Here is a 12,144-nt window from a genome sequence, read left to right on the forward strand (position 1 = left end):
GCCGTGGAATTGTTTAGGGGCTATGTCCTGACAAGGAATAAGGAGTGTTTAGAGAAATTCAAAGGTGTGAAACGCCTGAAAACCCTGGACGATGTGCGGGACGCTGATGAATTTGCCGCCATTCTTGGGGACGAAACCATTTTGATTGATGTGGACGATGGCCCAACGTCTGATATTCTGTTCAAAATGGTTCAAGACTTGGGCTTGAAGTGTAGAGTGTACGCCACCACCAGGGGAAAACACTTCTACTTCAAGAACCCGGAAGGCACCGTGGAAAAAAGCTGGACAAAACAAACCCTTGCCGTGGGGATTACCACGGATGCCAAAGTGGGCCGGAACAACAGCTATGCCATTATGCGCTTTAATGGCGTGGATCGGGCCATTCTGCTGGATTGCCCGGAAGATGAAATTCAGGAGATTCCCAAGTGGCTGACCCCGGTGAAAACCAATCAGGACTTCTTGACCATGGAAGCCGGGGATGGCAGGAACACGGCCCTATATACTTACATCCTGACCCTTCAAAGTGAGGATTTCACCAAGGAAGAAGCCCGTGAATGTATCAGACTGATCAACCGGTACGTCCTTCCTGATCCCCTGGACAGCCGGGAACTTGAAACCATTTTGAGGGACGATGCCTTCAAGAAGCCCATTTTCTTCAAGGAAAAGACGTTTTTACATGATAAATTCGGGAATTACATGAAGAACAACAACCATATTGTGAAGATCAATGGGCAGTTGCACATTTACAAAGATGGGATTTACATTCCCGGAGCCGTCCCCCTGGAAGCGGCCATGATCAAACATATCCCGAACCTGAAGCGGGCGCAAAGATCGGAAGTCCTGTCCTACCTTCAAATTTCCATTGAAGAAGAACTGAAGCCAACCAACCCCGCCCTGATCGCCTTCAGCAACGGCCTTTATGACTTGCGGGATGATACCTTCCACCCCTTCACGCCGGATGTGGTGATCACCAATAAAGTTCCCTGGCCCTACAACCCCGCCGCCTATTCGGAACTGCTGGATCACACCCTTGACCGGCTGGCCTGTAATGATGCGGAAGTCCGGGCACTTCTGGAAGAAATGGTTGGCTATTGTCTGTATCGCCGGAATGAGTTAGGCAAAGCCTTCATCCTGATTGGGGACAAAAGCAACGGCAAATCAACCTTCCTGTATATGGTGAACCAGCTTTTGGGGGATGCCAATATCGCTTCCCTTGATCTGAAGGAATTGGGGGACAGATTCAAGACCGCTGAACTTTTTGGAAAACTTGCCAACATTGGTGATGATATTGGGGATGAATTTATTGCCAATGCGTCCACCTTCCGAAAGCTGGTGACGGGGGATCGGGTGAACGCCGAACGCAAAGGACAAGACCCGTTCGAGTTCAACAATTATTCAAAGTTCCTGTTCAGTGCCAACGCCATTCCCCGGATGAAGGATAAAACAGGAGCCGTTCAACGCCGGTTGGTGATCGTCCCCTTTGATGCCAAATTCACCCCGGATGATGCCGATTTCCGCCCCTACATCAAAGATGAACTGTGTGAACAGGAACCCATGGAATATCTGATCCGGTTGGGCCTGGAAGGGCTGAAGCGAGTGTTGCGGAACGCCAAATTCACCGTTTCCAAGCGGGTTGAAGGACAGCTTGAAGAATATGAGGAAAACAACAACCCAATCATTGGGTTTGTGGAAGAAGTTGGCCTGGATGCCATTGAAAACGAACCCACCAAGGATGTTTTCTTCAAGTATAACGTCTATTGCAACAAAAACAACCTGAACCCGCTTTCAAACATTGAGTTTTCCCGGCAGATCACACGTCGATTCGGGTTTATCGTTAAGAACCAGCGCCGAAACGGCAAGCAAACCAAAATTTTTGTGAAGGAAGGTGGTTGATTTGGCTGGTTCAAAGAAAGTATTCACAACCCTTGGGAGTTCCAATCATGCGGCGGATCAGCGGGAAACCTTTGACTACTACGCCACCGACCCAAAAGCCGTGGAAATGCTGTTGGAAATGGAAACTTTTGCCCCGGTGATATGGGAACCGGCCTGTGGTGAAGGGCACATTTCCAAGGTGCTTCAGGCCCACGGGCATGAAGTCATTTCCACTGATCTGATTTACCGGGGGTTTGGTGATCCTGAACCGCTGAACTTCCTTGAAGAAACCCTGAACGATTTTGAAGGGGACATAATCACGAACCCGCCCTATTCTTCCGGGTTAGAGTTCGTCAAGCGGGCACTGGACAGCGTGCGGCCTGGAGGGAAAGTGGCTATGTTCCTGAAGGTTCAGTTCTTGGAAGGACAAAAACGGGGTGAGTTCTTCAGACAGCCCCCCCCCGAAAAGTTTACATATCCCGTTCCCGGCTGTCCTGTGCCAAAAATGGAGACTTTGCCCGGTTCCCGGATAGCGCCATAGCCTATGCGTGGTATGTGTGGGAAAAAGGCTTCACCGGTGATCCGGTGATTAAATGGTTTAACTGAAAGGATGGTGAACAATGAACCTGATTGTTTCCAAAATTGGCCTTCCGGCCACGCTGGAACAGCTTGCAGAAGAAGCCGCCGAACTGTCCAAAGCGGCCCTGAAGGTGGCCCGTGTGATCCGGGGTGAAAACCCCACGCCGGTTGGTTACTGTGAAGCTGTGGACAACCTGAAGGAAGAAGTCGCTGATGTGCGGAATTGCCTGAAGGTTTTGTCTGATGATTTTGACCTGATCACGGATGCTGAAGAAGCGGCCAAACTGAACCGGTGGTTGGATCGCCTGAAAGCGGCGGGAAAGGGGTGATCCGGGATGAACTTCAAAAAGTATAACGGGAAGATTTTTGGGGTTCAGTTGAACAAAAAATGAACAGCGGGCCTTGGATCAGGAAATCAACCGCCAAATCATTGAAAATGACCGCCGCTTTGACATGGACAAGGAAAGTTCTATTCTGTGGATGCTTCACGTTCACTTTGGGTTTGGCCCCAAGCGTCTGAAGAAGGCGTGGGAACTGTTTTATTCCGAAACGGTGAAGTTGCGAGAATATTACCAGATGGAACAGGAAGATGATGGATGGTTGGCCCGCCAAAAGCTGAAAGAAATTGGCTGTGATATTGAACAGTGGTTCAAAGACTTTGAAGATGGAGGTGGAGCCGATGCCTAAACCCTGGCAGAATGGGGAAGGTTACGCTGACCCCACGGCCTATGAAGCCCTGAAGGCCGTTGACCGGCAGGAAGCCGAACAGCAGAAGAAGGTGAACGCCCTGATCGGTGTGCTGAAGTACATAATCAATGCGGCGGGGTTTGACCTTCTGACCCGGATCGAACTGAAAGACCGGCAGACGGGGAGGGAATACCGATGATGAATACTTGCGTTTCTTTGTCTTGTCCGTTCATATCCTATTGCCGATTCTACAATTTTTTAGTTGACCGGGGTGAACGGTGTGCGATTCAGCAAGAAATATCTTACCGGGCTGAAAGACTGAAAGAAAGGGAAAAAGCGTTACAGAAACGGAGTGGATAAAGTTGAAACTTAACTTTCAAAAATCGCCACTCCAAAACGGTTCAGTTGTGGCGGAGCGGCATTTGTTACCGGTGTTGTTACTGATGATTGCTACACATCAGTAACGCTAAAACCTTTGAGAATAGGGCCTGTTACTGATGTTACGGATGTTACTGATATAATACCCTTTTAATATAAATAATAAATAAAATATATAAAAAGAGTATATAAAAAGCAAGTTGCAATTTTATCAGTAACATCCGTAACAAATTCACGGAAGCCTTGCCATTCTAAGGGTTGAGGATGTTACTGATTGTTACCGATAATTTCAAATTGCTACGGATGCCAAAGGAGTGATACATAATGACCGATAAAGAATTAAGCCAACAGGCCAAAGATTATTTTGCCCAAATTCGCAAGACTGACCGTTTGATCCAGCGGTTGAAGGGCACCGTTGCCACCTTGCGTTCGGGCCTGACCAGTCAAAGCTATGAACTGAAGCCGGACAAGGTGCAAAGTTCCGGCGCAAAGAATCCCCTTGAAAGCACCATGATCAAAATTCTTGACCTTGAACGGCAGATCACCGCCCGGATTGATGAACTTGCCACCATGCGGAATGATACCTTCAGCATGATCAAGAATGTCCCTGACCTTGACCAACAAAACATCCTGATCGGGCGCTATATCCAGTTGAAAGAATGGGATGATATAGCCGCAGAATTGAGTTTTTCGCCTAAATGGGTTCTGAAACTTCACGGAAAAGCCCTTCTTGAATTTTACAAGGGGAACCAAGAATTTTTTGAAAAGCGACTAAAAGCGACCTGCGAGGGTTGAAAAGCGACCTAAAAACCGGTTATAATGATAAAGTGAATTTGCGCCCACGGGGAACCGGGGCGCTTTTTCTATACAAAAAATCTTTGCTTTATGCTGAAAAGTTAGGTGGTGAATACCCTGTGACCAAGAAACAGAAACGATTTGTTGAAGAATACTTGATCGACCTGAACGCCACCCAAGCGGCAATTCGGGCGGGGTATTCGCCGGACACGGCCAAATCAATCGGAAGTGAAAACCTTACCAAACCTGACATTCGGGCCGCTGTTGACAAGGCTGAAGCGGAACGGAGCCGCCGAACCGGGATCAATCAAGACCGGGTGATCCGGGAAATTGCCAAGCTGGCCTTCCTGAACCCGGTTGACGTGATTGACATGGACGAAGCCACGGTCAAGGGGGAAGCCCACCGGGACGATACCGCTTGTATTGCTTCCGTGAAGGTGAAGAACATCCCCACGGAAGATGGGGCAATCACCGAAAGGGAAGTCAAGACCTATGACAAGCTGAAGGCCCTGGAACTATTGGGCCGTCACCTTGGGATGTTCAATGACAAGGTGAAGGTTGAAGGCACCGTTCCGGTGGTTCTGTATGACGATATTCCCCCCGAATAATAACGGGATAGTAACAAATCAACCCGGAACCCCTGATTTTCCAAGGGCCTGTGTTTATTGGGTGATGAATTTATGAAAAAGGTTCTTCCCCTGTCCACCGTGGTTGGTGGGGGCTATAACAAATTTTGGCATTTCAAGGGCCGTTACCGGGTTTGCAAGGGTTCCCGTGCTTCCAAGAAATCCACCACCACGGCCCTGAACATTATCAAGCGGATGATGGAATATCCCGATGCCAACACCCTTGTGGTTCGCAAAGTATTCAGAACCTTGAAAGATAGCTGTTTCACCCAACTGAAGTGGGCCATTCACCGACTGGAAGCTGATGCCCATTGGGAGATCAAGGAAAGCCCCCTGGAAATGACCTACAAGCCCACCGGGCAGAAGATTTATTTTCGGGGCCTGGATGATCCCTTGAAGGTGACTTCAATCACCGTTGAACACGGTTATTTGTGCTGGTGCTGGATTGAAGAAGCGTATGAAATCAGCAATGAAAAAGATTTTGATATGCTGGATGAATCAATCCGTGGCGCTATTCCCCCGGAAACCGGCCTGTTCAAACAAATCACGCTGACCTTCAACCCCTGGAATGAACACCATTGGTTGAAGGCCCGCTTCTTTGACCGGCCTGATCCCCAAGTTCTGGCCCTGACAACCAACTATCTGTGTAATGAATGGCTGGATGCCGCTGATCTTCTGGTGTTTGAAACCATGAAGAAAAACAACCCCCGCCGTTACCGGGTGGCCGGTTTGGGTGATTGGGGTATTGTGGACGGCCTGATTTTTGAGAATTGGGAAGAACGGGCCTTTTCGGTGGAGGAAATCAGGAAGGTTCCCGGTATCAAGTCCGCCTTTGGCCTGGATTTCGGCTATACCAACGATCCCGCCGCCCTGTTTTGTGGGCTGGTGGACAAGGCCACGAAAACCATTTGGGTTTTTGATGAAATCTATAAAACCGGTATGAGTAACGAAAACATAGCCGATGCCGTGAAGCGGGCCGGTTATGCCAAAGAGCGGATCAGGGCGGATTGTGCTGAACCCAAGAGCATTGACCGCCTTTATACCTTGGGCCTGATCCATATTCGAGAATCACGGAAGGGCCGGGACAGCGTGAATAACGGGATTGACTATCTTCAGGACTATCACATAATCATTCACCCCAAATGTGTGAACTTCATCACTGAAATTTCAAACTACACTTGGGACACGGACACCAAGACCGGCAAGCGGTTGAACATCCCCATTGATGATTTCAACCACCTGATGGACGCTATGCGGTATGCCCTGGAAGATATTCTGGTTGGCCCCACATTCAGCTTTGATTAACACGTTAGTAACAAAAGCCGGTTGAACCCCTGTATTTTCAGGGGTTCAACTTTATGAAGCAATAGAAAGGTGGTTGAACAGATGCCGTTTTTCATGGAAACTGAAACCGCCCGGATCAATCGCCTTATTCGGGCGGGAGCCGGGGCGGGCTTGACGGAACTGGAATTCTTTGCCCGTGAAATCGTGGCGTGGGAGAAATCCGCCGAACGCCGGGAACAGATGGCCGGTGAACGCTACTATTCCGGGGATCACGATATTCTGAAGCGGAAGCGCACCGCTATTGGCCCTGATGGGAAGTTGATGGTGCTGGAAAATCTGCCTAATGCCCAGGTGATTGACAACCAATATGCAAACATGGTGGATCAGAAGGTCAACTATCTGATGGGCAAGCCCTTCACTTTTAGTTGTGAAAACAAGGAATATGTCAAAATCCTGAACAAGAAGTTCACGCTGAATTTCCGTCGTGTCCTGAAATATGTCTGTGAAGATGCCCTGAACGGCGGGAAGGGCTGGTTGTTCGTTTACTACGATGAACAAGGGGAATTGGCCTTCCGGCGCTTCCCGGCCTATCAGATTCTTCCCTTTTGGAAGGACGATGATCACACCACCCTGGATGCCGCCGCCCGTTTGTATCTCCAAGAGGTTTGGGACGGATTGGCGAAAAAGATTGTGAAGCGGGTTGAACTGTTCAAGCCTGATGGCATTTACCGTTATATCCTGGACGGTTCCACCTTGGTTCCTGATGTGGAATTGGGGGACTATTCCCCCTATATCACCGCCAAAACCGGGGGCAAAGTGGAAACTTACAACTGGAACCACTTTCCCTTGATCGCCTGGAAATATAACAAGAAAGAAATCCCCCTGATCCGGCGTGTGAAATCCCTTCAGGACGGGATCAACCTTCTGTTGTCCGATTTTGAAAACAACATGGAGGAAAACCCCCGGAACACCATTCTGATCCTGAAGGACTACGATGGGGAAAACCTTGGGGAATTCCGTCAAAACCTTGCCACCTATGGCGTGGTGAAGGTTCGGGAAAATGGCGGCGTTGATGATTTGGCGGTTGTGGTGACGGCGGACAATTACAAGGCCATTCTGGAACTGTTCAAGAAGGCCCTGATTGAAAACGCCCGTGGCTATGACGCAAAGGATGATCGGTTGTCCGGCAATCCCAACCAAATGAACATCCAATCCATGTATTCCAACATCGACTTGGACGCAAACGGGATGGAAACCGAATTTCAAGCCGCCTTTGAACAGCTTCTTTGGTTTGTGATCCAGGACTTGAAAACCAAGGGAGCCGGTGACTTTGAACAGGAAGAAGTCACCGTGATCTTCAACCGGGATATTCTGATCAATGAAAGTGAAGCAATCACCAACTGTCAGAATTCCATGGGTATTCTGTCCACGGAAACCATTGTGGAACAGCACCCGTGGACAAAGGACGTTCAAACCGAATTGGAACGGCTGAAGAAGGAAAAGGAAGAAGCTATGGCTGATTACATGGGGGCCTTCCCCAATAAACCGGCCACCGGCACTTCCGACAAGGACAACGGGGATCAGGGCGGGAACTAAAGGGGAGGTTCCCGCCCTTCCTACGCCGGGGCGGGGTTTTCACTCCTGGCCCCTGAAGGTTGCCTTCAACCCCCGGCGTTTATATGGCGCATTGGTCAAGCGGTTAAGACACCGCCCTTTCACGGCGGTAACACGGGTTCGATTCCCGTATACGTCACCAGGGGAAAAGTTGCTTTTTCTGTTCTAACCGACCCCGTAAACGGGCAGAAACAGACGCTGAAGGGAGGATCGGCCCATGTCAAAAAGTGCTGACTATTGGCGGGGCCGGTTCTCCATTCTGGCCGATGCCGCCCACCAGAACGCTAATTCCTATATCAGCGACCTTGAAACCATATACCGGGACGCTGAACGCACCGTTCAAGCTGACCTGGAACGGTGGTATGGGCGCTTTGCTACCAATAATGGGATCAGTTTGACCGATGCCCGGAAGATGTTGACAACCGGCCAAATGGAAGAATTTAGATGGACGGTGGATCAATACATCAAGATTGGGGAACAGGCCAATTTGTCCCCGGAATGGTTGAAGAAGCTGGAAAACGCTTCCGCCCGGTTCCATATCAGCCGCCTTGAAACTATTCAGCTTCAAATTCAACAGCAAATGGAACTTCTGTATGGCGGACAGCTTGACGGCCTGGATAAGCTGTTGAAGGATGTGGTTTCCAACGGCTACACCCACACCGCCTTTGAAATCCAGAAGGGCTTTGGGTTGGGGTGGGATATAACCGCCCTGAACCAGCAGAAACTTGAAACTTTACTTTCAAGGCCCTGGACGGCGGACGGAAAGACCTTCCGGGATCGCTGTTGGGAAAACAAGGCCAATCTGGTTTCCGGTGTTCAAAGCACCTTGACCCAAGGGCTTTTGAGGGGTGACGGACTTCAGAAGATTACCGACAACATTAAGAACAAGTTCGGTGTGTCCCGGTATAAGGCCGGAAGGCTGGCCCATACTGAAACCACCTATTTCAACGCCCAGGCAAGCCGGGAAACATATAAAGACTTGGGGATTGAACAAATTGAAATCCTTGAAACCCTTGACCGTCACACCTGTGACCTTTGCGGGGGCCTGGATGGAACGGTGATCCCCCTATCCCAATATGAACCCGGCGTGACGGTTCCACCTTTCCACCCGAATTGCCGGGGGACAACGTGCCCCCACTATGAGGATATGGACGGAAAGCGGATCGCCCGGAACGCTGAAAATGAAGTCTACTATGTGCCTTCCAGCATGAATTATCAGACCTGGAAGAAAACCTTTGTGGACGGTGGAAGCAAGGCCGGATTGACCGCCGCCGCTGTTGGTGCTACAATGAAGCCCAAGGCGGAAAAGACTGTGGATGATTGCACCACGGTTGAAGAAGTGGAAGCCCTTATGAGGGAAAAGGGGTGGTTCTACAAAACCACCTTGCCCGATGGTTCCCCATTCGATGGGAACCAGCTTTTGAGCCTTCAAGGCTGTGATCTGGATGTTGCCAAAGAGGTTTACAAGTCTGTTGACAATCTCTTTTCCAAGTTGCCTGATTTTGTTGGTGAACTGAATTCGATCAACGCTTCCAAGCTGTCCGGTGGGTGTTACGCCCAATGTTCCTTTGGTTTGGGCCGTGGCGGGGTTGGGATCAATACCAGCTATTTCAGTTCTTTTGAAAAGATCACACGGATGTATGAACATGACCTTGCGGCGGGCTTCCACCCGGCCAACACCACCTTCCGTTCTGTGGTTACACATGAATTCGGCCATGCCGTTGACGATTTTCTTTCCCACACGGAACACTTGGTTGGGATGCAAGGTTGGAAACCAAAGACGGTTTCCGCCTACTTGCGGCCCAGGGTGATGAAGGCTTGTGGGCTGAAGGTTTCCGATGCAAGAAGCGCCGTGTCCGGCTACGCCACCCAAGATGCCCAAGAATGGTTTGCGGAATGTTTCTGTGAATGGCTGGACAGTCCAAACCCCCGCCCGGTTGCGGCGGAATTTGGGCGGCAATTAACCGAACTGATGAAAGGATGGAAGAAATAAATGCCGATGCCTGGATTTTTTACAAGTGAATTCTTTGTCCCGGAAACCGACAACTGGCACTTAAAGCCGGGGGCACCGCCTGAAGTGGTGGAAGAATTTGAAGCCTACATGGAGCGTTTGAAGAAGAACGCTGAACAGAATATCGTTGAATAGACCACCCCGGCCCTGGCCGGTGGTGGTTTTTTCATACCACCTTCACCCGTTGGAACCGTGTGGGTGGAAAAGTAAACGGTTCAAAATCGTGGTTCCTACCCACGGAAAAACAGGAAATTTGATTGGAGGTAAACCAGCATGACCAAAGAAAGTTTGATGGCTATGGGCCTGACAGAAGAACAGGCAACAAAGGTTATGGAGGGCCTGAACGGTTCCTTTGTGACCAAGACCCGGTTCAATGAGGTAAACGAGGAATTGAAAACCGCCAAGGCCACGATCACCGAGCGGGATGGGCAGTTGAACGCCCTGAAAACGTCCGGGGCCGATGCCGCCGCCCTTCAGGAACAGATCACCCAGCTTCAGGCCGACAACGCCGCCAAGGACAAGGCCCACGCCGAGGAAATCCAGAAAATCAAGATGGATAACGCCTTGGAAAAGGCCCTGACCGATGCCAAGGCCATTAACCCCGCCACCGTCAAGCCCCTGTTGACGGCTTTCATGGAGAAGGCCACCTTGGACGATGATGGAACGATCCGGGGCCTTGCGGATGAGATCGGCAAGCTGGCAAAGACCGAAGGAACCAGCTTTCTTTTTAAGGCTGATGATACCGCCCAACAGACAACCACCATTTCCGGCGCTTCCCCCGCTGGAAGCACCAGCGTGAACCCCACCACCAAAGCGGGCACCTATGAAACCCGGTTGGCGGATGCCCGGAAGGCCGGGAATTCCGCCCTTGCCGTGGCAATTAAACGGGAAGCCGCCGCTGATGGTGTGGAACTGTACTAATCCCCCACCCACAAAATCACAATGTAGAAAGGATGTTTAACTATGCCTGACATCGTAACCGGAACCGGCAACACTTTCAATCTGCCCAATTTCGCCGGGGAACTGTTCACCGCTTCCCCCACCCGAACCCCCTTCCTGTCCATGATCGGCGGGCTGTCTGGGGGCCGCAAGACTGATAATGACCGCTTCATCACCGGGCAACTGTATGAGTTCCCCGAACCCGCCCAGCCGGAGATTTCGGAACAGGCTTCCGAAACGGCCCCCACCGCCACGGCGATTGCCCGTGAGCAGAAGTACAACGTGACGCAGATTTTCCACGAAACCATTTCCATCACCTACGCCAAACAGGCCAACCGGGGCAAGCTGTCCGGCCTGATCCCCGCCGGGGCGCAAGCCAACCCCACTTCTGAACTGGATTGGCAGATCGCCCGCCGCCTGGAAAAGATCGCCCGTGACGTGGAACACACCTTCCTGAACGGCACCTATGCGGAAGCAAGTGCCGTGAACGAAGCGAACAAGACCCGTGGCATGATGGAACTTTGTTCCACCGGCACCCACATTGACGCTGGCGGCGCTGAACTGTCCGTTGATCTGCTGAAGCAGTTCTTCAAGGCTATGGCGGATGCCGGGGCCTTTTTCGGGAACATGGTTCTGTTCTGTGGTTCCGAACAGAAACAGCGGATCACCACCCTGTATGAAAAGCAGGTGGGTTACAACACCCCCCAGACCCGCACCGTGGGCGGTATGAACATTCAGAAGTTGGAAAGTGACTTCTTTGAAATGGGTATCTGCTACAACCCGTTTATGAAGCCCGGTTCCATCGGCCTGTTTGACGTGTCCGCCTGTGCGCCTGTGTTCCAGGACGTTCCCGGCAAGGGCGTTTTGTTCCTGGAAGATTTGGCAAAGGTGGGCGCTTCTGACCGCAAGCAGATTTATGGTGAAATCGGCCTGGATCACGGCCCCGCCTTCCTTCACGGTTCTATTACCGGCCTGAAGGACAGCGGCGCAAGTGTTGAGCCGTAAGGGAGGCTTCAATAATGTTCAAGATCATGGGAAAACAGAGGTTTGGGGCCGTGTACCGGGGCGGGAAGTGCATTGTCAATTTCCGCAACGGCGTTGGCTACACCGACAACGCTGATGATGCCGAATACCTGAAGAAACAGGGTTACACGGTGGAGGGGAAAGCCCCCGCCGCTGATCCTGACCCCCTGGCCGGTATGACCAACAAGGAACTGATCGCCTATGCCCAGGATCACGGGATCGACCTGACCGGGGTTCCCAATAACAAGGGGAAAATCCTGGCCGCTATCCGGGCCGTGGAGCCGTTGCCCACCCCTGAAGAAGATCAGGGCGGCGAATAAGAAAGGTGGGTGAACG

At 51.0% G+C, this 12,144-nt stretch carries 14 protein-coding genes and 1 tRNA gene; all 15 read left to right on the forward strand.

The features are described from left to right. The first annotated feature begins 3 nt into the window (after positions 1-3). The 15 genes from D1641_RS04165 to D1641_RS04230 all read left to right on the forward strand — a co-directional run bounded on the left by D1641_RS04165 (position 4) and on the right by D1641_RS04230 (position 12,128). On the forward strand, positions 4-1,893 hold the full coding sequence (locus D1641_RS04165; protein ID WP_160663139.1) for a DNA primase family protein: 1,890 nt from the start codon (positions 4-6) through the stop codon (positions 1,891-1,893). A 1-nt stretch (position 1,894) separates the two neighbouring features. Next, on the forward strand, positions 1,895-2,413 hold the full coding sequence (locus tag D1641_RS04170) for a class I SAM-dependent methyltransferase (RefSeq protein ID WP_201757235.1): 519 nt from the start codon (positions 1,895-1,897) through the stop codon (positions 2,411-2,413). Positions 2,414-2,492: 79 nt separating this feature from the next. Next, positions 2,493-2,780 (forward strand): hypothetical protein, encoded by a 288-nt coding sequence (locus D1641_RS04175; RefSeq protein ID WP_160663140.1) that lies wholly within the window; start codon positions 2,493-2,495, stop codon positions 2,778-2,780. Between the two features lie 73 nt (positions 2,781-2,853). Further along, positions 2,854-3,138: a hypothetical protein gene (locus D1641_RS04180; RefSeq protein WP_160663141.1), complete on the forward strand. Its 285-nt coding sequence runs from the start codon at positions 2,854-2,856 to the stop codon at positions 3,136-3,138. Next, the gene (locus tag D1641_RS04185) at positions 3,131-3,337 is read left to right on the forward strand and encodes a hypothetical protein (RefSeq protein ID WP_160663142.1); all 207 of its coding nucleotides are present in this window, start codon (positions 3,131-3,133) and stop codon (positions 3,335-3,337) included. Before D1641_RS04180 ends, D1641_RS04185 begins: the two co-directional genes overlap by 8 nt. A 503-nt stretch (positions 3,338-3,840) precedes the next feature. Further along, positions 3,841-4,311: a hypothetical protein gene (locus D1641_RS04190; protein WP_160663143.1), complete on the forward strand. Its 471-nt coding sequence runs from the start codon at positions 3,841-3,843 to the stop codon at positions 4,309-4,311. 119 nt (positions 4,312-4,430) lie between these two features. Then, positions 4,431-4,919: a terminase small subunit gene (locus D1641_RS04195; RefSeq protein ID WP_160663144.1), complete on the forward strand. Its 489-nt coding sequence runs from the start codon at positions 4,431-4,433 to the stop codon at positions 4,917-4,919. Between the two features lie 72 nt (positions 4,920-4,991). Next, positions 4,992-6,242, forward strand: a complete 1,251-nt coding sequence (locus D1641_RS04200) for a PBSX family phage terminase large subunit (RefSeq protein ID WP_160663145.1) — start codon at positions 4,992-4,994, stop codon at positions 6,240-6,242. A gap of 150 nt (positions 6,243-6,392) precedes the next feature. Then, positions 6,393-7,817 carry a phage portal protein gene (locus D1641_RS04205; protein ID WP_243149253.1) on the forward strand — a complete coding sequence of 475 codons (1,425 nt, stop codon included), beginning with the start codon at positions 6,393-6,395 and terminating at the stop codon, positions 7,815-7,817. Positions 7,818-7,902: 85 nt separating this feature from the next. Further along, a tRNA-Glu gene (locus D1641_RS04210) sits at positions 7,903-7,977 on the forward strand. Between the two features lie 75 nt (positions 7,978-8,052). Next, positions 8,053-9,828, forward strand: a complete 1,776-nt coding sequence (locus D1641_RS04215; RefSeq protein ID WP_160663147.1) for a minor capsid protein — start codon at positions 8,053-8,055, stop codon at positions 9,826-9,828. Continuing rightward, positions 9,829-9,981, forward strand: coding sequence for a hypothetical protein (locus D1641_RS19110; RefSeq protein ID WP_201757236.1), 153 nt, complete (start codon positions 9,829-9,831; stop codon positions 9,979-9,981). 138 nt (positions 9,982-10,119) lie between these two features. Next, a complete protein-coding gene (locus D1641_RS04220; protein ID WP_160663148.1) occupies positions 10,120-10,767 on the forward strand; it encodes a phage scaffolding protein in 648 nt (215 codons plus the stop codon). A 42-nt stretch (positions 10,768-10,809) separates the two neighbouring features. After that, on the forward strand, positions 10,810-11,790 hold the full coding sequence (locus D1641_RS04225) for a DUF5309 family protein (RefSeq protein ID WP_160663149.1): 981 nt from the start codon (positions 10,810-10,812) through the stop codon (positions 11,788-11,790). A gap of 14 nt (positions 11,791-11,804) precedes the next feature. Beyond that, positions 11,805-12,128, forward strand: a complete 324-nt coding sequence (locus tag D1641_RS04230) for a hypothetical protein (protein ID WP_160663150.1) — start codon at positions 11,805-11,807, stop codon at positions 12,126-12,128. Positions 12,129-12,144: the final 16 nt, after the last annotated feature.

The organism is Colidextribacter sp. OB.20 (assembly GCF_009911595.1).
In the GTDB taxonomy this organism is placed as follows: Bacteria; Bacillota; Clostridia; order Oscillospirales; family Oscillospiraceae; genus Lawsonibacter.